Below are 21,166 nucleotides of genomic sequence, written 5' to 3' on the forward strand. Positions count from 1 at the left end.
TCCGGTCGCCGGGCAACGGTAAAAGGCCGCGTCCTGTGGGCGAGTTTTTTTACCGTTGTAAGTGAGACCTTGCCGGAAGGCGAGGTCTATGCATAAACACGCAGCGGCTGCCGTCTTCCGACGTCAGCCGTTTTGTTTTTATGTAAGGAATATCGTAATGAATAGTGTCGGCACACCGTTGTTATGGGGCGGATTCGCTGTTGTCGTAGCGATCATGCTGGCTATCGACCTGCTGCTTCAGGGACGTCGCGGTGCGCATAGCATGACCATGAAGCAGGCCGCGGGCTGGTCAATTTTGTGGGTCACGCTCTCCCTCCTCTTTAACGCCGCTTTCTGGTGGTATCTGGTACAAACCGAAGGGCGCGCGGTCGCCGATCCGCAGGCGCTAGCCTTCCTCACCGGCTACCTGATCGAGAAAGCGCTGGCCGTCGATAACGTCTTTGTCTGGCTGATGCTGTTTAGCTACTTCGCCGTCCCGCCTGCGCTACAGCGTCGGGTGCTGGTATACGGGGTTCTGGGGGCGATCGTGCTGCGTACGGTGATGATTTTCGCCGGCAGCTGGCTTATCTCCCAGTTTGAGTGGCTGCTCTATATCTTCGGCGCGTTCCTGCTGTTTACCGGCGTGAAGATGGCGCTGGCGAAAGAGGATGATTCCGGCATCGGCGATAAGCCGCTGGTACGCTGGATCCGCAGCCACCTGCGGATGACCGACAAAATTGAGGGCGAGCACTTCTTTACCCGGCAAAACGGCGTGCTGTTCGCCACGCCGCTGCTGCTGGTGCTGATCCTCGTGGAGATAAGCGACGTCATTTTCGCCGTCGATAGCATTCCGGCTATTTTCGCCGTCACCACCGATCCGTTTATCGTCCTGACCTCGAACCTGTTCGCGATCCTCGGCCTGCGCGCGATGTACTTCCTGCTGGCAGGCGTGGCGGAACGCTTCTCGATGCTGAAATACGGCCTGTCGATCATTCTGGTCTTTATCGGTATCAAGATGCTGATCGTCGATTTCTACCATATCCCGATCGGCGTTTCGCTCGCTACGGTAGGCGGGATTCTGGCGCTGACGTTGCTGATTAACGCCTGGGTCAACCAGCAGCACGATAAGAAAAAGCGGCTGCAGTAAGCCTTTGGGCCGGATGGAGTCCGTTTTCATCCGGCCAGCAACGCCCACCGTGCGTTATTATTCACCATGTCACAAAAACGTTAATACATAGTTAAAAAACAAGATCTCGGATAAATAAGCAGCATTTTACGCTTCCTCCTCGCCATTCCTTCCGTATACTCGACCAGGCAAACATTTACTTACATCCGGACATAAACGTAACCAATAATACGTCCATGCATCGGGAAACAACCTCACAAGAAGGTAGCAATAATGACGACACAAACTCCGCCATCGGGCCTCTTTCAACGCCTGGCCCAGGGCAGCCTGGTTAAACAAATTCTTATCGGTCTGGTGCTTGGCGTGCTGCTGGCGCTGGTCTCGAAACCGGCGGCGATCGCCGTCGGCCTGCTGGGTACGCTGTTCGTCGGCGCGCTGAAGGCCGTCGCGCCGGTGCTGGTGCTGATGCTGGTTATGGCCTCTATCGCCAACCACCAGCAGGGGCAAAAAACCAATATTCGTCCCATTTTATTCCTTTATCTGCTGGGCACCTTCAGCGCCGCGCTGACCGCCGTGCTGTTCAGCTTTATCTTCCCTTCTACGCTGCATCTGACCACCGCCGCCGACAGCATTACGCCGCCTTCCGGGATCGTTGAAGTACTGCGCGGGCTGCTGATGAGCATGGTGGCAAACCCCATTGATGCCCTGCTCAACGCTAACTATATCGGGATTCTGGTCTGGGCCGTGGGCCTGGGATTTGCGCTTCGCCACGGTAACGAAACCACGAAGAATCTGATTAACGACGTCTCCAACGCGGTGACCTTCATCGTGAAGGTGGTGATTCGTTTCGCGCCGCTGGGTATCTTCGGCCTGGTCTCCTCGACCCTGGCGACGACCGGGTTTGATACGCTGTGGGGCTACGCCCAGCTGCTGCTGGTGCTGGTAGGCTGTATGCTGCTGGTCGCGCTGGTGATTAACCCGCTGCTGGTATTCTGGAAGCTTCGCCGCAATCCCTATCCGCTGGTATTGATGTGCCTGCGTGAAAGCGGCGTGTACGCCTTCTTTACCCGCAGCTCCGCGGCGAATATCCCGGTCAATATGGCCTTGAGCGAGAAGCTGAACCTGGATCGTGATACCTATTCGGTTTCTATTCCGCTCGGCGCCACCATCAATATGGCCGGGGCCGCGATCACCATTACGGTGCTAACGCTGGCGGCGGTTTATACCCTGGGCATCCCGGTCGATTTACCTACGGCTCTGCTGCTCAGCGTCGTGGCTTCCCTGTGCGCTTGCGGCGCTTCCGGCGTAGCGGGCGGCTCACTGCTGCTGATCCCATTAGCCTGCAACATGTTCGGTATCCCGAACGACGTCGCCATGCAGGTCGTGGCCGTCGGCTTTATTATCGGCGTCCTGCAGGACTCCTGTGAAACCGCGCTGAACTCCTCCACCGACGTGCTGTTTACCGCTGCGGTCTGTATTGCTGAAGACGAACAGCTGGCAAAAAACGCCCTGCGTGGATAATCCTCCCCCCTCCGCTAGCGCGCGGAGGGACTCTCTTTCACCTGCGCTGTCTCCACCTTGAAAGGATCGATACCCCGCTTTTGCATCCGTCGGAAACGAACGATATTCAGCCCATTCATCACCAGAAAACTGCCTTCAATCAACGTACCACCGATCGACCCCAGCCAGAAATTATGTACCACCCAGCAGGCGGTCGCGCACCACATCACGCAGCGAACGGTCAGCCCCGTACAGCGAAACAGCGCCCAGGTGCTGGCAAGCGTGCCGATAATCGGCAATAGCTCCATCGCATGCTGAAGTTTTGCCAACCCCAGCACCAGCGTAAGCACAATGAAAACGGCCATTACCCACAGCCTGCGGGTGCGCATTGAGATAAGAGTTCGAACGGTATTAAGCTCGGCGCTCATTCCCGCCGGGTATGCCCCCATCAAAAAGAAATGTACGCCAATGGTTGCACTATAGACGGCAAGCTGCAGCTTGAACCGGCGCTCATCGCGGTTGAAAAAAGTGGTAATACCGATCAGAAAGGCAATAACACCTACGCCCTGGGCCAGCCAATACGCAGTCATGAAAAATCCTTATCAAACAAAACGACGCAGCATTATCTGCAACGCCGATTTTGAACCGCCCCCCCCTTTATTACTCAAAAGATTTCACGCCACGGCAAGGCGGCAAGTTCAGACATCCCCGGAAGCTTACTGAAGTCAGCGACCGGGGCGAATAAACGCGGCTGGGGCGCGAAAGATAATGGGTAATCAGAGGGTGACGCCGCTTTTAAAGATCGCCAGCTCGCGGAAGTCGTTGCGTTCGTTGCAGGTCTGCCTGCCGCTGGCAATCTCGGCGATGGTGTCGACAAACTCCTCCAACAGCTGCGGCATGGCTTTACCGTGAATCAGCTGCCCGGCATCAAAGTCAATCCAGTGTTTCTTTTTCGCCGCCAGTTCGCTGTTGGTGGCAATTTTTACCGTCGGCACGAAGCCGCCGTAAGGCGTGCCGCGCCCGGTGCTGAATAGCACCATGTGGCAGCCGGCGCCGGCCAGCGCGCTGGTCGCCACCGCATCGTTGCCCGGGGCGCTCAGCAGGTTCAGGCCGTGCACCTTCAGGCGCTCGCCGTAGCGCAGGACGTCCACCACCTGGCTGGAGCCCGCTTTCTGCGTACAGCCCAGCGACTTATCTTCAAGGGTGGTGATCCCGCCCGCTTTATTGCCCGGAGACGGGTTCTCGTAAATCGGCTGGTTGTGCGCAATGAAGTACTGCTTAAAGTCGTTCACCATGGTGACCAGCTTGTCGAAGGTCGCTTCATCGCGGCAGTGGCTCATCAGCAGCCGCTCGGCGCCGAACATTTCCGGCACCTCCGTCAGTACGGTTGTGCCGCCGTTCGCAATCAGGTAGTCAGAAAAACGCCCCAGCATCGGGTTGGCGGTGATCCCCGACAGTCCGTCCGAGCCGCCGCATTCGAGGCCAAACTTCAGCTCGCTGAGCTTGCCCGGCTCGCGCTTGTCTTCGCGCATCGCCTGATAAAGCTGGTGGAGATGTTCGATCCCCGCCTCCACTTCATCTTCCTGGGCCTGGCAGACCATAAAGCGCACCCGCTGCGGGTCGAAGTCGCCCAGCGTCTCCCGGAAGGCGTCGACCTGATTATTTTCACAGCCGAGGCCAATCACCAGCACCGCGCCGGCGTTGGGATGACGCACCATATTTTGCAGCATGGTGCGGGTGTTGATATGGTCATCCCCCAGCTGCGAGCAGCCGTAGGTGTGGCTGAAGAGGAAAACGCCGTCGGTGCCTTCCGCGTCCTGGGTTTCTTTCAGAAAGCGATTCTGGATCTGACGCGCAATGCCGTTGACGCAGCCAACGGTCGGCAGGATCCACAGCTCGTTACGCACCCCGACCTCGCCGTTAGCCCGGCGGTAAATCTGCACCTCGCGATCGGCAGGCTGTGCCGACGGCTCGGCGAGATCCGGTTGATAGCTATACTCGTCAAGGTCGCTCAGGTTGGTCCGCGTATTGTGGGCGTGAATATGCTCCCCTGGCGCGATATCCGCCAGCGCATGACCAATGGGCAAACCATACTTAATGACGTTTTTTCCCTTCGCAATGCCGTATAGCGCGAACTTGTGCCCGCGGACGATATCCTGGCTTAGCGTGACCACCGCATCGTCGATAGTGACCGTCGTGCCTGCCGCCATATCAGCCAACGCCACCGCGACGTTATCCTGCGAATGGATTTTAATGTATTGCATATCAACCGACCTCTGGTCTTAGTTCAGTTCAATGGCGAAGTAATCACGCGCATTGTTAAAGCAGATGTTTTGCACCATCTCGCCCAGCAGCTGAATATCCGCCGGCGCTTCTCCTGCCTCTACCCAGCGGCCGATCATCTGGCACAGGATGCGGCGGAAATATTCATGGCGCGTGTAGGAGAGGAAGCTGCGGCTGTCGGTCAGCATGCCGACGAAGCGGCTCAGCAGGCCAAGCTGAGCCAGCTGGGTCATTTGACGCTCCATGCCGTCTTTCTGATCGTTGAACCACCAGCCGGAACCGAACTGCATCTTGCCCGGCATCCCCTCGCCCTGGAAGTTGCCGATCATGGTACCCAGCACTTCGTTATCGCGCGGGTTCAGGCAGTAGAGGATGGTTTTCGGCAGCAGGTTCTCTTCATTCTGCTTGCTCAGCAGCTTCGACAGCTCTTCCGCCATCGGCCGATCGTTGATGGAGTCGAAGCCAACGTCAGGTCCTAACAGCTTGAACTGGCGCTGGTTATTGTTACGCAGCGCGCCGATATGGTACTGCTGGACCCAGCCGCGGCGGGCGTACTCCGCGCCGAGGAACACCAGCACGGCGGTTTTGAACTGCGCGACCTCGCGCTCGCTCAGAACGGCGCCGGTCAGGCGGCGGGCGAGGATGCTATCCAGCTCGGCCTCGCTGGCTTCGGCAAACAGCACCACGTCCAGCGCGTGGTCGGAGACTTTGCAGCCGTGGGCCGCGAAGTGATCGAGACGCTTCGTTAACGCGGACTGCAGGTCGGCAAAGCGGCGAATATCGGTATCGGATACTTCGCCCAGCGTCGCCATATAGTCGCTGAAGGTCGCCTGTTCGATATTAAACGCCTTATCCGGACGCCAGCTCGGCAGAACTTTGGTGGTGAAGCTCGCGTCTTTTGCCACCGCCGCGTGATGCTCCAGCGAATCAACCGGATCGTCGGTGGTCCCGACCATTTTCACGTTCATCTGCTGCATGATGCCGCGGGCAGAAAAACGCTCCTCCGCCAGCAGCGCGTTGCACCGATCCCAGATCTCATCGGCGGTAGCCGGAGACAGCACCTTACCTGTAATACCAAAAGGACGACGCAGCTCAAGATGCGTCCAGTGGTATAACGGGTTGCCAATGGTATGCGGCACGGTGGCGGCCCAGGCGGCAAACTTCTCGCGATCCGACGCATCGCCGGTACACAGGCGTTCAGCAACGCCGTTAGTGCGCATCGCGCGCCATTTGTAATGATCGCCTTTCAGCCAGATGTCATACAGATTTTTAAAACGATAATTTTCGGCAATCTGCTGCGGAGGCAGGTGGCAGTGATAGTCGAAAATCGGCTGATCTTTGGCGTAGTCATGGTACAAACGGCGGGAAAATTCGGTATCAAGCAGAAAATCTTCAGTCATAAACGGTGTCATTTTCTTTTCCTCTTCGCCCCTTTGGGGAGCCCTTCAGATGATTGACTATCATGCTGACAAAGTTATCACACCAATTTCCAGAGGCTGAAATCTTTTTCGTGAGTTAGATCAATAAACGCTGACAAAAAAATTACCGCCAAAGGAGTAAAAGGTTCGCCAGGCCGCGCCAGCACTGGCTTTGCTCGCAGAGAATAATACCCCCATAAACTTTCCCACTTTTGTGACGGCACTCAACCTTTGAAGTTGTATGACAAGTTATCTTGCTTTCGTCGAAACATATGAACCGACGGAATGTATTACCGATGACAACAGGCATCGGATTGAACGGTATGGATGCCGGATTAAACATAACGATTGATGGCAAGGTTCGGGCCATACGGGTTTCCCACCCTGAGCCCTCCGTTCTCCCTCTTCATCGCCGTTACGGGGCTGAAGATGGCCGCACTCGCTGCGGATATAAAACAAACGATGAGGTTTTACATGCGTAAAATTAAAGGGTTACGTTGGTATATGATCGCACTGGTGACATTGGGCACCGTGCTGGGGTACCTGACGCGTAACACTGTGGCTGCGGCTGCGCCAACTCTGATGGAAGAGTTACACATCTCCACCCAACAGTATTCCTATATCATCGCGGCCTACTCGGCCGCTTATACCGTTATGCAGCCTGTTGCGGGCTACGTGCTGGATATTCTGGGTACCAAAATCGGCTACGCCTTCTTCGCTATCGCCTGGGCTGTGTTCTGTGGCTCAACGGCGCTGGCAGGCAGCTGGGGCGGATTAGCCCTGGCGCGTGGCGCCGTGGGTGCCGCTGAAGCCGCCATGATCCCCGCGGGCCTGAAGGCCAGTTCGGAATGGTTCCCGGCCAAAGAGCGCTCTATTGCCGTTGGCTACTTCAACGTTGGCTCCTCGATCGGGGCGATGATCGCGCCGCCGCTGGTGGTCTGGGCGATTGTGATGCACAGCTGGCAGATGGCGTTCATCATCTCCGGCGTCCTGAGCTTCGCATGGGCCATGTCGTGGCTGGTGTTCTATAAGCACCCGCGTGACCAGAAAAAATTAACCAGCGAAGAGCGCGACTACATCATCGGCGGCCAGGAGTCTCAGCATCAGACCAACAACGGTAAGAAGATGTCGCCGTGGCAGATCCTGCGCAACCGTCAGTTCTGGGGTATCGCCCTGCCGCGCTTCCTTGCGGAGCCGGCCTGGGGGACCTTCAACGCGTGGATCCCGCTGTTCATGTTTAAAGTGTATGGCTTTAACCTGAAAGAGATCGCCATGTTCGCATGGATGCCGATGCTGTTCGCTGACCTCGGCTGCATCGTAGGTGGCTACCTGCCGCCGCTGTTCCAGCGCTGGTTTGGCGTCAACCTGATCGTCTCGCGTAAAATGGTCGTCACCATGGGCGCCGTCCTGATGATTGGCCCGGGTATGATTGGCCTGTTCACCAGCCCGTTCGTGGCTATCGCCCTGCTGTGCGTCGGCGGCTTTGCTCACCAGGCGCTGTCCGGGGCGCTGATTACGCTCTCTTCCGACGTATTCGGTCGTAATGAAGTGGCGACCGCTAACGGCCTGACCGGTATGGCGGCCTGGATGGCAAGCACCATGTTTGCGCTGGTGGTCGGCGCGCTGGCTGACACCATCGGCTTTAGCCCGCTGTTTGCCGTGCTGGCGGTCTTCGACCTGCTGGGCGCCGTCGTCATCTGGACCGTACTGAAGAACAAATCGGCGGACGACGACGACCCCACCCCGCTCAGAACCAGTAAACCGGTGACGCAAAGCTAGCGCCTGCACCGCAAGATTGACCCGCTCAAGCCGCCTCGATAAAGGCGGCTTTTTCATGCCTGGCAGTGGTGGGATGCGCGTAAAAGTGGTATAACAAATCCAATATTGTCGCCATCTTCCGGGAGCGAATATGGAAATCACAGAACCACGTCGTTTGTATCAACAGCTGGCCGCAGAGTTGAAGGCACGTATTGAACAGGGTGTCTACCTGGTGGGCGATAAGCTGCCCGCAGAGCGGTTTATTGCCGACGAGAAAAGCGTTAGCCGTACCGTGGTTCGCGAAGCCATTATCATGCTGGAAGTCGAAGGCTATGTGGAAGTGCGCAAAGGCTCGGGCATTCACGTTATCTCCAACCATCCGAAGCACCAGCAGCCCATCGACGAGACCCTGGAGTTCGCCAACTACGGCCCGTTTGAGCTACTGCAGGCCCGGCAGCTGATTGAGAGCAATATCGCCGAGTTTGCCGCCACCCAGGTGACCAAGCAGGACATCATGAAGCTTATGGAGATCCAGGAGAAGGCGCGGAAAGAGAAGTGCTTCCGCGATTCCGAGTGGGACCTCCAGTTTCACGTTCAGGTTGCGCTGGCGACCCAGAACTCCGCCCTTGCGGCAATTGTCGAAAAAATGTGGACCCAGCGCGTGCACAACCCCTACTGGAAAAAGCTGCACGACCATATCGACACCCGCACCGTCGATAGCTGGTGCGACGATCACGATCAGATCCTTAAGGCCCTGATTCGTAAAGATCCGCACGCCGCGAAGCTGGCGATGTGGCAGCACCTGGAAAACACCAAGCTGATGCTGTTCAACGAAACCAGCGATGATTTTGAATTCAACGCCGATCGCTACCTGTTTGCGGAAAATCCGGTTGTTCACCTCGATACCGCCGCCAACGGCGTAAAATAAGCGATTATCCTCATTCCGGGCCGGCACCCAGCGTCGGCCCGCCATCCTGACCAGGTAAGCAAACATCTATAGTGTCAGCCTGTGTAAAGACACTCGCCACTCGCCGCCGCAATCAGCAAAATCAACAAGCAACAAACTGCAATTTATCTGCCGTAAAGTCAGCGGTTTTGTTACAATTAGATGCATTTCGTCGTTCTGCAGCTCGCATTTGCCGATCTTTAATCCGCTGCACCCACCCCTTCAGGGTACGTGCAGAGCGCAAGAGAAGAGATACCCGGTAGCGTGGATAGCAATAGCGGCTGGTTTTTCCGCGCAAAAAAGTAGCCTGGAACGACCTGAAGAAGATGATGCCAGACAAGGATCCGTTCAGACCGCATCAGCAGCGACCATAATCCAATAACAACCTATGTCGCTATATTTACACTGCGTTCAGACGTACCGTTAACCGATGTACCAGGAATCGTGAATGGAACTATTAACCCAATTGTTAAATGCTCTATGGAGCCAGGATTACGAAACTCTCGCCAATCCCTCCATGATTGGCATGCTGTATTTCGTCTTATTTATGATTTTATTCCTCGAAAACGGCCTGCTTCCGGCCGCTTTTTTACCGGGCGATAGCCTGCTGGTTTTGGTTGGCGTCCTGATTGCTAAGGGCGCAATGGGCTTCCCCGAAACGCTGCTGCTGCTCACCGCGGCCGCCAGCCTCGGCTGCTGGTTGAGCTATATTCAGGGCCGCTGGCTAGGCAACACGCGGATTGTGCAGAACTGGCTTTCGCATCTGCCCTCCCACTACCATCAGCGCGCGCACCATCTGTTCCATAAGCACGGGCTTTCCGCGCTGCTGATTGGCCGCTTTATCGCTTTCGTTCGTACCCTGCTGCCGACCATTGCCGGCATCTCGGGGCTGAACAACGCGCGCTTCCAGTTCTTTAACTGGATGAGCGGCCTGCTGTGGGTACTGATTCTGACCTCTCTGGGCTACCTGCTGGGCAAAACGCCGGTATTCCTGAAATATGAAGATCAGCTCATGTCCTGCCTGATGCTGCTGCCGGTGGTGCTGCTGGTATTTGGCTTAATCGGCTCGCTCATTGTGATGTGGAAGAAAAAACACAGAAGTCGGGGCTGATGATGGTTAAAAAACGCCCTTCTCTGCGTAAGTTGGGCTGGATGCTGGGCGGTTCACTTTTGTTGTGCGCCCTGTTCTGGCTGTGGCTGGCGGCGCAACAGCAGGAAGCCACCCTCGCTATCCACCCCGTAAGTCAGGATGTTGGCATGCCGGACGGTTTTTCCGTCTGGCACCATCTTGATGCCAACGGCATTCGTTTTAAAAGCATCACGCCGCAAAAAGATGGCCTGCTGATCAAATTTGATTCCAGCGCCCAGGGAATAGCGGCGAAAGAAGTGCTGGGACGCGCCCTGCCGCACGGCTATATTATTGCTTTGCAGGAGGAAGATAACACGCCGACAGCATGGCTCTCCCGCCTGCGCGATACGCCACACAGGTTCGGATAATTTCGAAAATTCTGAATATTTTCACGCAGTTTGGTGATTTCCTGTTTTCCTTACTATGCTTAAGACTGCGGGAGCCACCGGGCTGACGTTAATCAACTGGATCGGGTCTATCCTACGGATATGCCCTCACACAATGGAAGGTAGCATCCATGAAACACCGCATCGCTTTGATCCTGGTTTTAACTTCGCTTAGCTCCAGCGCCTTTGCCATCTCCCCCTGTCAGGAAAAAGAGCAGGATATCCAGCGGGAGATTAGCTATGCCGAGAAACATCACAATCAGAACCGTATTGATGGCCTCAATAAGGCGCTGCGTGAAGTTCAGGCCCACTGTAGCGACAGTAAGCTTAAAGCCGATCATCAGCAAAAAATCGCTAAACAGCGGGAAGAGATTAACGAGCGTCAGCGCGATCTGCGCGAAGCCGAACAGAAAGGCGATGCTGAGAAAATCAGCAAGCGCCAGCATAAACTTGATGAAGCGCAGCAAGAGCTGAAAGCGCTTGAGTCACGTGAGTACTAGTATGTATATGGACCACTCTACAGGAGAGAAAGATGCCTAAAGATAACGTTGCAGACGACCTGCGTGCAGAACTGAAGACTCTGGCTGATACCCTGGAAGAAGTGCTGAACTCCTCCACGGATAAATCGAAGGAAGAGATAGGCAAGCTGCGTAGCAAAGCAGAAAGCGCGCTGAAAGAGAGCCGCGTACGCCTGGGTGAAACCGGCGATGCCATCGTCAGGCAGACCCGGGAAAGCGCCGCGCGCGCCGACGAGTACGTTCGCGAAAATCCGTGGACCGGCGTAGGTATTGGCGCAGCCGTTGGGCTGGTGCTGGGTGTCCTGCTGACGCGTCGCTAATTATGGCGGACTCTCAACGCACGCAAGGACCGGGTCAGAGCGTTTTCGGCATCGGCCAGCGCATCGTATCGCTGCTGGTTGAAATGGTGGAAACGCGTCTGCGTCTGGTGGTCGTGGAGCTGGAAGAAGAGAAGGCTAACCTCTTCCAGCTGTTCCTGATGCTGGGGCTGACCCTGCTGTTCGCCGCGTTCGGCTTAATGAGCCTGCTGGTGCTCATTATCTGGGCCGTCGATGCGCAGTATCGCCTGAACGTCATGATAGCCACGACCGCCTTGCTGCTGATCGCTTCGCTGATCGGCGGTATCTGGACGCTACGCAAGGCCCGGCGTTCGACGTTCCTGCGTCATACCCGCACGGAGCTGGCTAACGACAGAGCGCTGCTGGAGGATGATTAACCGTGAGCAGTCAACAGGAACGTGAGCGGCGCAAGACGCTTCTGCTGCGCCAGATCCAGCAGCAGCGGCTGGATTTAACCGCCGGCCGCCGCGACTGGCTGGCGGCCACCGCCCCGCTCGACCGAGGCTGGCTGACGCTGCAAAACCTGCGCTCGTGGGCGCTGGTCGGCAGCGGCGTGATGGCCATCTGGTCCGTTCGCCACCCTCGCTTTCTTATGCGCTGGACCCGGCGCGGCGTCGGCGCCTGGAGTACCTGGCGCATGGTTAAAGGCCTGCTGCGCCAGCAATCATCGCGCTAAGGCGCACCGCGCTGAGTTCCCCACCTGCTTTATTCTCAGGACCTTAACCGGTCCTTTTATTTGCCTGTCTCCCGGGCAATTGCTCAGAATTCTTGATAAAGATCTACAGTTTTCCTTGCTAACAATTCCCTCATCGTCTCGCTAATATTCACTCCATCGACAGCAACCCCGCGTAACTACGCAGGATTGCACCAAAAAACAAAACCGCCGCCCTTTGGGTTTTCTGGAGTAAGAAATGAAAAAATTAGAAGATGTTGGTGTACTGGTAGCACGTATCCTGATGCCAATCCTGTTTATCACCGCAGGCTGGGGAAAAATCACCGGATATGCAGGTACTCAGCAATACATGGAAGCGATGGGCGTCCCGGGTGCATTACTGCCGTTAACCATTCTGCTTGAGTTCGGCGGCGGCCTGGCCATTCTGTTCGGCTTCCTGACCCGTACGACCGCGCTGTTCACCGCCGGTTTTACCCTGCTGACCGCGTTCCTGTTCCACAGCAACTTTGCTGAAGGCGTGAACTCGCTGATGTTCATGAAAAACCTGACCATCGCAGGCGGCTTCCTGCTGCTGGCTATCACCGGTCCAGGCGCATTCAGCATCGACCGCGTGCTGAATAAAAAGTGGTAAGCACACTATACTGAATCAAAAAGCGAGGAGATATCTCCTCGCTTTTGCTATCTACAGTCTGCAGGAGGAAACAATGGGACAATTAGTCGACGGCGTCTGGCACGATACCTGGTATGACACCAAATCCACCGGAGGACGATTCAAGCGTTCCGTTTCGGCCTTCCGCAACTGGCTGACCGCCGATGGCGCACCCGGGCCGAGCGGCGATGGCGGCTTCGTTGCCGAAAAAGATCGCTATCATCTGTACGTCTCCCTCGCCTGCCCCTGGGCGCATCGCACCCTGATTCTGCGCAAGCTAAAAGGCCTGGAGGCGTTTATCTCCGTCTCGGTCGTCAATCCCCTGATGTTCGAGAACGGCTGGACGTTCGATAGCAGCTTCCCGGACGCCACCGGCGATACGCTGTATCAGCACCAGTTTCTCTATCAGCTCTATCTGCATGCCGATCCGCAATATACCGGGAGAGTGACGGTACCGGTCCTGTGGGATAAGAAGCTGCAAACTATCGTCAGCAACGAGTCGGCTGAAATTATCCGTATGTTCAATACCGCCTTCGACGGGCTGGGGGCAACCGCCGGCGATTACTACCCGCCTGCATTGCGCGAGAACATCGATGAGCTGAACGGCTGGATTTACGACAGCGTGAATAACGGCGTTTATAAAGCCGGGTTCGCCACCAGCCAGCAGGCTTATGATGAAGCCGTTGATGGCGTATTTGCTTCGCTGGAACGCCTGGAGCAGATCCTCGGCCAGCACCGTTACCTGACGGGCAGCCAGCTAACCGAAGCCGATATTCGTCTGTGGACCACTCTCGTGCGCTTCGACCCGGTGTATGTCACCCACTTTAAGTGTGACCAGCGGCGCATCAGCGATTATCCAAATTTGTACGGCTTCCTGCGCGATATCTATCAGATGCCGGGCATTGCCGAGACCGTCGATTTTGGCCATATTCGCAACCACTACTACCGCAGCCATAAAACCATCAACCCGACCGGAATTATCTCCGTCGGTCCGCAGCAGGATCTCAACGCGCCGCACGGCCGCGACCTTCTTTTCCGCTGATATATCGGGCGCCCCCAGCGGCGCCTGAAATTTCACATCCGCGATATTTACCCGCTTTTCATTCCCGTCTATTCTTATTACGATCGCTTTAAAAACAAGTGATTGACGGCTAATCGAGGCATAGACATGGACTGGTATCTACAGGTAATAAGAAACTATATTGGCTTTGGCGGTCGCGCCCGTCGTAAAGAGTACTGGATGTTTATTCTGGTCAATATCATCCTCACCGGCGTGCTCAGCGTTATTGATAAAATGCTGGGCTGGCAGCGAGCGGGGGGGGAAGGCATCCTGACGACGATTTACGGCGTGCTGATCTTTTTGCCATGGTGGGCGGTGCAGTTTCGGCGTTTGCACGACACGGACCGTTCGGCGTGGTGGCTACTGCTGCTGCTGATCCCGGTCATCGGCTGGCTGGCGATTCTGGTCTTCAATTGCCAAAGCGGAACGCCCGGAAATAACCGCTTCGGACCCGACCCAAAACCCCTTTCATAGCTCATTATGCGCACCGCCTTCGCGCGGTGCGCAGCGCTGATTTACTTCCCGCTAAACAGTCTGGGAATTTCCCGCAGGCACCAGGATTTGGCCTCGCCCATACTATCGCGGCGCCAGGCCATAATAATGTCAATCTCATTGGTATATTCCGGGCTGACAACCCGTAAGCGCCCTTCGGCAATATCCTGCTCCACCAGCGGATAGGGCATGGTCGCCACTCCCAGCCCTGCCAGCAGCGCCTGGCGCTTATCTTCAATGGTGCTGACCGTTAAACGCGGCTGCTTGTCGAGCAGCTGCACAGTCAGCACCGGACGTTCACGCGCGGTATCCGCTACCGCCACGCCGCGATACTTCACCCGCGTGACTTCGGAAAGCGGCTCCGGCTCCTGATGAATTGGGTGATTCGGCGCGGCAACATAGACGTTCAGCACCGAATAGAGCTTACGCGAGTTAATTTCCGACGAAGAGCGAAAATGCATATCCGGCGCAACGACGATATCCGCCCGGCCCTGCTCCAGGCGCTCCCATGCGCCGGCGAGCACTTCGGTAATCACCGAGAGCTGCGTGTTGGATTTGGTCGCCAGCTTTTCAATCAGCGGGAAAAAGTCGGTGGTCGGCACCAGCGCTTCGGTGACGATGGTCAGATGGGTTTCCCAACCGCGGGACAGCGCTTCGGCATCGGTGGTGAGCTTATCCGCCGCCTCCAGCAGGACCCGTCCGCGCTCCAGCAACATGCGGCCGACGTTGGTGAATTTTGTTCGATGACCGGAGCGGTCAAACAGCACCACGTCCAGCTCCTCTTCCAGTTTTTGCATCGTGTAGCTAAGTGCAGAAGGGACGCGTCCGAGCTCGTCAGCCGCGGCGGCAAAGCTCCCGCGCCGGTCGATCGCATCCATTACGCGCAACGCTTCCAGCGTTAATGCTCTCTCTCTGGCCATAGCACTCTCGTTCAGGAAATTTGAATATACCGGGCAGAATATCTGGCTAACAATACAGCGTCCATACCTTTACCATTGTTTTAGTGTAAAGAGAGGTCAAGACAATGATTACTACCCGAACAGCCAAACAATGCGGACAAGCAGATTTCGGCTGGCTGCAGGCCCGCTACACCTTTTCCTTTGGACACTACTTCGACCCGAAACTGTTAGGTTACGCCTCCCTGCGCGTGCTCAACCAGGAAGTTCTGGCACCAGGCGCATCGTTTCAGCCGCGTACCTACCCGAAGGTCGATATCCTGAACCTGATCCTGGAAGGGGAAGCGGAGTACCGCGATAGCGACGGCAACCACGTGCAGGCCAAAGCCGGCGAAGCGCTGCTGATTTCGACCCAGCCGGGCGTCAGCTATAGCGAGCATAATCTGAGTAAAGATTGTTCGCTCACGCGGATGCAGCTGTGGCTGGACGCCTGCCCGGAGCGCGAAAATCCGCTGGTACAGAAGATGAGTATCACCGAGGGCCCGCAGCAGCTGCTGGCTTCACCGGACGGCGCGCAGGATAGCCTGCAGCTACGCCAGCAGGTCTGGATCCATCATCTCGATCTGGCGAAAGGCGAGAGGATTAACGTGCAGCTTCACGGACCGCGCGCCTATCTGCAGTCTATTCACGGGACCGTTCACGCCGTCGCGCATGAAGAGGAAAAGCAGGCGCTGACCTGCGGCGATGGCGCCTTTATTCGTGATGAAGCTAACATTACCCTCGTTGCCGATACGCCTTTGCGCGCTTTACTGATAGATTTACCGGTGTAAAAACGGGAGTCATGGAGCTTATCAGTGAGTAAGAAGAAACCGAAGAAGACCGCATCGCCGATTCAGCCGACCTTGCCGGAAACAACCAACGTCGTCGGCTTTGGCTACGAAGAGATGCTGAGCGAGCTGGAGGCTATCGTCGCCGATGCGGAGATACGACTTCAGGATGAAGAAAACGCCGCCTGATGCCAAAAATCGGCTCCTGCCGGGGCCGACTCAGCTTCTTCCCGCCTGACCAGGCCATTTTTACCTCCGCCGTGCGGCTTTGATAAGCCGCGTTCTTTTTATGAAGAGCGTCGTGGACAGTCATTCGCCCTTTCTGTCCCATCCTTTTCTTTCTGCTTCATTCTTTGTTCAGAAAGCAAAAACCCCGCCGAGGCGGGGTTTTCTGAAGAGTTGAGGCTGGACCGATAAGGCGGCTTCGTTCAACCATACGTCAGGTATCTGCAGCGCTGGAATTGTCTTGTGTCGCAGACTATATCTCACTTTATATGACAGATAAAGTAGGTTAACAGACAAAAGAAAGGCTGGGACAAAACCCAGCCACTTCGCTCACAGATTAAATCCGTGAAAACGGTTAACTTACAATTCGTTTTATTATCGAGTTCGGCGACCGCATTGACGGTCACCTTTAATTAATCGGGTGGCAGTTACACAGAATGATTTACAGGGTCCTCAGCTTATTTGTAAGCTTCCTTGGTATCTGATCGATGGCGAAAACAGGGGTGCTGTCACTGAACCCCTAATTATCGTTCTTTAGTTATAATTAGATAAGTTTATATTTTTCCAGAGTAACCTTAACTTCTTTGATTAACTGGTGAGCATCCAAATCACTTTCCTCCCTATCGGGTAAGGAAGTATAACAATCTGCAAGACTGAATAGCTCGACTGCGCAGTAGCCTACATTATCGTTATCTTTGCTCAGAGTTCCATCGTCACGTTCTTTTCTCCATAACGTAAGGTATTGTGATTCATATTCATCAGCTGATATTTTAGAGTCTAGTAACGCCTTCGCGATTTCAATTAGTTTCATACTCATAACAACACTCCTTTCTCTATGTGGTTTTTATACTGAGGCGTTCCTGATTTTAATTTCATCCCTGTAGAAAATAAACCATCCCTTCTTATTACAACTGCATTGTTTGTTTCAGTATTAAAATATACTTTAGAGCCTTTTCCTCTGATATATGTACCTTTAACTATTGTATTCTTATCGGACAGATGGGCTTCAACTACGTCCCTGAATTTTGTAAGTGTATCACTGTTTGTCCTCGTGTCGCTGATACCAAAATCAATAGCATGCTTGTATTTTTTTGTAACTGTCGGCGTGTAAATCTTCCCGAATCCAGCGGATCATTCAGCATGAAATAGATGGGCTCGACGCCCGTCCCGGTCGCATCGGGTTGACGAATGGATTCGGATTCCGCAGTCCGCTGTCCCGTGAAGCGGGCGCCAGGGCGCTGGCTATCCTGGCCGGTTACACGGGGCCGGAGGTGGTAGAGCATCTGGCCACGGTGATGGCGTGGAATTGGCCCTCCTTCCCCCTAAAAAAGCCGCCCAGGATCGGGCGGCTTAGAGCAGTGAAAAGCTATTCGACATCGTATTTTTGGACGGAGGCAATTTGGTACTGTCCAACCATCTTAAATTGCATAGTATTTTCTAGCCTTTAACTGCAATTTCAATTGCTTCTTTGATTGATTGTAACAATGCAGTTTTATCACGAAGTCCTATAATTTTGCTGTATACAGGATTATCCCAGTTGCTTCCACGTATAACGTTAACACTTAAATTGTTTGGGCCTTCATGAAATGAGACATCTACTGAAAAGTCATTTTCATATTCAACCAGCAATATATCTTCATCGATGTAGTCTACTGACCCATCAAAATCCGTTATAAATAATGTATCATCAGTTACCATCCCACCTTTGAAGTCGATATCTATACGGTTGATTCTCATTTCATGTACTCCTTAGCTTTTTGTTCAGATACTGGATGAGAGTGAATAACTCCCTGTGATTCTTTTACAACAACCCACTGAGTTTCTTTTCCAGCATAAGCTCCAATTACATAATCATACTTCTTAACCTTCCATGTGGGGTGTTTTGCTGTTGTTTGTCCATTTTCCCATGCATCTATATCAATTTCAGGAATATTTACATCTGGTTTAAATTTAGCACTCCCTCCATTAGCAGTTTTATTAACAATATCCTTCCAGGGCACTCCTTTAGGCGGATAATGCTTGTGCTTATGATTAACTGATTTTGGCGGACTATTCAGCATAACATAAATCGGCTCGACGCCCGTCCCGGTCGCATCGGGCTGCCAGTAGATGAAGTCCTGCAGAGGCGGAATATCCGCAGCCGGGAACGTGGTGGTGACGATGCTGTCAGCCTGTTTCACCTCCGTCCCTGTGTGCACAGGCGTCACCGGCGCCGGCGAACTGTTGCCGGTATGAGATGGCGCCGCCGGACCGACCGGCACAGGATTCACCAGAATGGTCCGCGACGGCGCGCCAGCCACAGCAGGTACCGTGATTTTATCCAGGCCGGTCGCTTTGTCGCGTACACCGTTCAGCACCGGCACTGTGGCCGAAATCCCGCCCGTCCCCGTCCTGACCAGGTTAACCGACTGTCGGCCATTGCCGTCGTTCGAGATATACCCCCTTACCGGCAGGTTAACGGTTTTCATCCCCGGCTGAATTTCCGTCTTCATGGCCGTGTACAGGCTGGCCTGGGCGGCAAGCATGTCAATGTCGCGGCCGGGAACTCTGTCGCTGCCTTCGCCGGCTGCCGGGATATCCAGCGCTGCCCTGACAAGGGTGAGCACCGTGGCAACCGTGACCACGGCGGACGCGACCGGCGCGATTCTGGCAAGCACGTCGACGCCGCGCCAGAGCGCACCGGCCTCCCATCCCGCCAGACTACTGTTGAAAGGAAGCGTCCCCACTCCCGCCGCCGAGAACTGTATCATCCCCGGGGCCCGGCTGAGCGCCATTGCACCTCCGGCAGACAGCGCCGAGTTTGCCCCTTTCACCATCTCCGGCGTATAAACCGGGGCATCCTGAATGCCGGCTTTGTCAAAAAGGGCTTTACGGGCCTCCTCTGCTTTACGAGCCTCCTCTGCTTTACGGGCCTCTTCTGCGATTTCGCCTTCTATTCTCTTCCAGTTTTTATACGCTTCAGTCAGCGACTTAACCTCCACGTTTTCCTTTCTGGTGCCCTTAACGGGGTTTCCTTTCCCGCCGACATTTGTTTCGAATGGCACATTAACTTCAGTCATGACCTTTTCGTTATTAACCCAGAATCCCTTAGGTATTTCCCCCTGCATGATAGATGCATAGTTATCAACTGAGGTCTTATTTTCAGCAAGATTTTCTGCATTACCATTGTTGCCGTCAGGCTTGTTATTGAAATCACCAATTTTATGCCCGGTGTCGAAACTGCCAAAGGAATGAGGACCATCTGTGCCGGTGATGGTAATAATTCCGCCTAAACCAATCGCGGAAGTTTGGTCAACGGTTAAACCATCTATCTGTATAGTCATCTCACCAGTTTGTGACAGTTTCGTAATAGTGAGATGCGCGTTTGGATTTATTGCTTTTGCCCCTTTAATTAAATCTGCCAGTTTCTGGCGTACTTTTGGGTCGCTTTTTACAGCAGCAATCTGTTTATCTGCAGCGGATGAGGAGACCGAATTCGGGTCATGGTTACCGGAATTACCATTGTTACCGCCCCCCGGAGTCGAATTGTCAGGCCTTTCATTGAGGTTAGCGCCTGTGCCGCCTTGATAATCCCCGGCAATATTTCCCGGGCCATTCAGTTCAGTTGTCATATTGTTCAGCCTTTATCTTTTTTGTTAACAGATAGCAATCCGACAGCCCGTCCCGTTTTTATCAGCGGGTAACCAGATACGCCCCATCACTGGCGGCACCCCATTGTAGCCATCATACTCATCCATGAATCAGCCCTCCCGGCCCATACGTTCTTCAAGCGCTTCCAGACGTCGCTCAAGCAACTCTCTGGCTTCCCGCTCCTGCATCAGTGCCTGACGTTCTTCTTTAAGTGCCTCAACCAGCAGAGCCACCACACCGTTGATGTTAACAGCGCGCGCATCCTCAAGAATGCTGCCGTCATTGAGCGTCAGCGTGGTCTGTGTGACGGACTGTGGCAGTACGGTCTCCACTTCCTGGGCAATCACGCCCGCTTCCGACACACCCTGTTTGAGGTAGGTGTAACCGCCGATGCTGTCGAGTTTGTCCAGCGCATTGCCGATTTTTTCGATGTCCGTTTTCATGCGGGCGTCTGAGCTGCTGTTCCAGGTTCCGTTGGTGTAGGCGTTACCATTATTTCGGAATTCATACCAGCCGTCGGCACCGCCATTGGCCACATGGACTCCCATAAAATGGTGCTGACCGATACGCTCATAGTGGTAAATGTCAGCGCACAGATTGCCAGCCCCCTGCAGATGAACCCCGTTAGTCACTCTTTCGGTACTGCTGTTATTTTTGTTTCCCTCCGCCCTGAACCAGCCATCCTGATTGCGTTTAATATACTGCCCGGCATCCATCTCTGCATTAGAGCGGACACGGAGTTCATTCCAGTTCCCGTGCCAGTCGCGGTAGGAAAGCAACCCGAAGTCCTCCTTCCCGGCAACAACTCTGGCCCCCATCAGCATTCTTGCGGTTACTTTGCCAGTATTGAAATCCGTATACACTGGAGCGGCATCATAGACCTGCCCGTTAATCAGCGGGTCCGGTCCGGTGAAGGAAGTGGAAATTCCTGCATTATGGGAAACCACCGCCCCGCCGGAGATGTCAACGCCGTTACGCAGGGAGACCCGGCCCGTGGACAAGCTGAACGAAAACGGCCGCAGAGTGTTCCACTGACCGTCCTGCGCCTGACCATCGACTGTGGTCAGGGCATAAAAATCCCGGCCATCATTACGCAGAATGACGCCGGTATTGCCGCTGGCGAGCCGGAATGCGTTCGCTGATTTTGAAACAACTTCCCCGTCGCTGACGAGACGTTTGCGCAGTGTGGTCAGGGATTTGAGCTCGGTGATGTCGTCATTCACGCCATTCAGTACCTGAGCGTTAGTTTTCTGTTCAGCCATCATAATGTCCTTTTTTGCTGGTTCGGTGTGGTTGGTGTTTTATTGATACTGTATATATATACAGTAAAAAA

The 21,166-nt window shown here is 54.7% G+C and carries 24 protein-coding genes; 15 read left to right on the forward strand and 9 right to left on the reverse strand.

Annotated elements, in window-relative coordinates; translation table 11 throughout:
• Positions 1-157: 157 nt before the first annotated feature.
• On the forward strand, positions 158-1,126 hold the full coding sequence (locus PFH44_RS03310) for a TerC family protein (protein ID WP_283824287.1): 969 nt from the start codon (positions 158-160) through the stop codon (positions 1,124-1,126).
• A 252-nt stretch (positions 1,127-1,378) separates the two neighbouring features.
• A complete protein-coding gene (gene sstT, locus PFH44_RS03315) occupies positions 1,379-2,626 on the forward strand; it encodes a serine/threonine transporter SstT (RefSeq protein WP_045856720.1) in 1,248 nt (415 codons plus the stop codon).
• A gap of 14 nt (positions 2,627-2,640) precedes the next feature.
• Here the strand turns inward: sstT and PFH44_RS03320 are convergent, their stop codons facing one another.
• The 3 genes from PFH44_RS03320 to uxaC form a co-directional block, all read right to left on the reverse strand.
• The gene (locus PFH44_RS03320) at positions 2,641-3,195 is read right to left on the reverse strand and encodes a YgjV family protein (RefSeq protein WP_128877116.1); all 555 of its coding nucleotides are present in this window, start codon (positions 3,193-3,195) and stop codon (positions 2,641-2,643) included.
• 186 nt (positions 3,196-3,381) lie between these two features.
• Complete coding sequence (locus PFH44_RS03325) at positions 3,382-4,869, reverse strand: UxaA family hydrolase (RefSeq protein WP_283824288.1); 1,488 nt, start codon at positions 4,867-4,869, stop codon at positions 3,382-3,384.
• 18 nt (positions 4,870-4,887) lie between these two features.
• Positions 4,888-6,300 carry a glucuronate isomerase gene (gene uxaC / locus PFH44_RS03330; RefSeq protein WP_283824289.1) on the reverse strand — a complete coding sequence of 471 codons (1,413 nt, stop codon included), beginning with the start codon at positions 6,298-6,300 and terminating at the stop codon, positions 4,888-4,890.
• Between the two features lie 480 nt (positions 6,301-6,780).
• Between uxaC and PFH44_RS03335 the strand changes: the two genes are divergently transcribed.
• The 11 genes from PFH44_RS03335 (at position 6,781) to PFH44_RS03385 (ending at position 14,237) form a co-directional block, all read left to right on the forward strand.
• Positions 6,781-8,085 carry an MFS transporter gene (locus PFH44_RS03335; RefSeq protein ID WP_045856713.1) on the forward strand — a complete coding sequence of 435 codons (1,305 nt, stop codon included), beginning with the start codon at positions 6,781-6,783 and terminating at the stop codon, positions 8,083-8,085.
• A 130-nt stretch (positions 8,086-8,215) separates the two neighbouring features.
• Complete coding sequence (gene exuR / locus PFH44_RS03340; RefSeq protein ID WP_283824290.1) at positions 8,216-8,992, forward strand: transcriptional regulator ExuR; 777 nt, start codon at positions 8,216-8,218, stop codon at positions 8,990-8,992.
• A gap of 466 nt (positions 8,993-9,458) precedes the next feature.
• Positions 9,459-10,121 (forward strand): DedA family general envelope maintenance protein YqjA, encoded by a 663-nt coding sequence (yqjA, locus tag PFH44_RS03345; protein WP_045856710.1) that lies wholly within the window; start codon positions 9,459-9,461, stop codon positions 10,119-10,121.
• Complete coding sequence (gene mzrA / locus PFH44_RS03350; protein ID WP_181955416.1) at positions 10,121-10,507, forward strand: EnvZ/OmpR regulon moderator MzrA; 387 nt, start codon at positions 10,121-10,123, stop codon at positions 10,505-10,507. The genes yqjA and mzrA overlap by 1 nt, the downstream gene beginning before the upstream one ends.
• A 149-nt stretch (positions 10,508-10,656) precedes the next feature.
• The gene (locus PFH44_RS03355; protein WP_133600863.1) at positions 10,657-11,025 is read left to right on the forward strand and encodes a DUF1090 domain-containing protein; all 369 of its coding nucleotides are present in this window, start codon (positions 10,657-10,659) and stop codon (positions 11,023-11,025) included.
• Between the two features lie 32 nt (positions 11,026-11,057).
• On the forward strand, positions 11,058-11,363 hold the full coding sequence (locus PFH44_RS03360) for an ElaB/YgaM/YqjD family protein (protein WP_041147347.1): 306 nt from the start codon (positions 11,058-11,060) through the stop codon (positions 11,361-11,363).
• 2 nt (positions 11,364-11,365) lie between these two features.
• Entirely contained in the window at positions 11,366-11,758 is a 393-nt protein-coding gene (locus PFH44_RS03365; RefSeq protein ID WP_283824291.1) for a phage holin family protein, read from the forward strand.
• 2 nt (positions 11,759-11,760) lie between these two features.
• Positions 11,761-12,057: a YqjK-like family protein gene (locus PFH44_RS03370; RefSeq protein ID WP_045856702.1), complete on the forward strand. Its 297-nt coding sequence runs from the start codon at positions 11,761-11,763 to the stop codon at positions 12,055-12,057.
• Between the two features lie 235 nt (positions 12,058-12,292).
• On the forward strand, positions 12,293-12,685 hold the full coding sequence (locus PFH44_RS03375; RefSeq protein ID WP_004867955.1) for a DoxX family protein: 393 nt from the start codon (positions 12,293-12,295) through the stop codon (positions 12,683-12,685).
• A gap of 73 nt (positions 12,686-12,758) precedes the next feature.
• The gene (locus PFH44_RS03380) at positions 12,759-13,745 is read left to right on the forward strand and encodes a glutathione S-transferase family protein (protein ID WP_283824292.1); all 987 of its coding nucleotides are present in this window, start codon (positions 12,759-12,761) and stop codon (positions 13,743-13,745) included.
• A 126-nt stretch (positions 13,746-13,871) separates the two neighbouring features.
• Complete coding sequence (locus PFH44_RS03385) at positions 13,872-14,237, forward strand: DUF805 domain-containing protein (RefSeq protein WP_045856699.1); 366 nt, start codon at positions 13,872-13,874, stop codon at positions 14,235-14,237.
• 41 nt (positions 14,238-14,278) lie between these two features.
• Here the strand turns inward: PFH44_RS03385 and PFH44_RS03390 are convergent, their stop codons facing one another.
• Positions 14,279-15,175, reverse strand: coding sequence for a LysR family transcriptional regulator (locus PFH44_RS03390; protein WP_045856697.1), 897 nt, complete (start codon positions 15,173-15,175; stop codon positions 14,279-14,281).
• A 104-nt stretch (positions 15,176-15,279) separates the two neighbouring features.
• On the opposite strand from PFH44_RS03390, the gene PFH44_RS03395 reads away from it, so the two are divergent.
• Together PFH44_RS03395 and PFH44_RS03400 are read left to right on the forward strand one after the other, a co-directional pair.
• The gene (locus tag PFH44_RS03395; protein ID WP_041147353.1) at positions 15,280-15,981 is read left to right on the forward strand and encodes a pirin family protein; all 702 of its coding nucleotides are present in this window, start codon (positions 15,280-15,282) and stop codon (positions 15,979-15,981) included.
• A gap of 24 nt (positions 15,982-16,005) precedes the next feature.
• Positions 16,006-16,167 carry a hypothetical protein gene (locus PFH44_RS03400; protein WP_165973059.1) on the forward strand — a complete coding sequence of 54 codons (162 nt, stop codon included), beginning with the start codon at positions 16,006-16,008 and terminating at the stop codon, positions 16,165-16,167.
• 580 nt (positions 16,168-16,747) lie between these two features.
• Here the strand turns inward: PFH44_RS03400 and PFH44_RS03405 are convergent.
• The 5 genes from PFH44_RS03405 to PFH44_RS03425 all read right to left on the reverse strand — a co-directional run bounded on the left by PFH44_RS03405 (position 16,748) and on the right by PFH44_RS03425 (position 21,095).
• Positions 16,748-17,020 (reverse strand): colicin immunity domain-containing protein, encoded by a 273-nt coding sequence (locus tag PFH44_RS03405; RefSeq protein WP_283824293.1) that lies wholly within the window; start codon positions 17,018-17,020, stop codon positions 16,748-16,750.
• A complete protein-coding gene (locus PFH44_RS03410) occupies positions 17,017-17,316 on the reverse strand; it encodes a colicin D domain-containing protein (RefSeq protein ID WP_349632119.1) in 300 nt (99 codons plus the stop codon). The genes PFH44_RS03405 and PFH44_RS03410 overlap by 4 nt, the downstream gene beginning before the upstream one ends.
• Before the next feature lie 324 nt (positions 17,317-17,640).
• Complete coding sequence (locus PFH44_RS03415) at positions 17,641-17,940, reverse strand: hypothetical protein (RefSeq protein WP_283824294.1); 300 nt, start codon at positions 17,938-17,940, stop codon at positions 17,641-17,643.
• Positions 17,937-19,814 (reverse strand): S-type pyocin domain-containing protein, encoded by a 1,878-nt coding sequence (locus tag PFH44_RS03420; RefSeq protein WP_283824295.1) that lies wholly within the window; start codon positions 19,812-19,814, stop codon positions 17,937-17,939. Before PFH44_RS03420 ends, PFH44_RS03415 begins: the two co-directional genes overlap by 4 nt.
• Positions 19,815-19,943: 129 nt before the next feature.
• On the reverse strand, positions 19,944-21,095 hold the full coding sequence (locus PFH44_RS03425; RefSeq protein ID WP_283824296.1) for a tail fiber domain-containing protein: 1,152 nt from the start codon (positions 21,093-21,095) through the stop codon (positions 19,944-19,946).
• Between the last annotated feature and the right edge of the window lie 71 nt (positions 21,096-21,166).

The sequence above is a fragment of the Klebsiella sp. Ech2A genome, from assembly GCF_030078455.1.
Taxonomy (GTDB): domain Bacteria; phylum Pseudomonadota; class Gammaproteobacteria; order Enterobacterales; family Enterobacteriaceae; genus Klebsiella; species Klebsiella terrigena.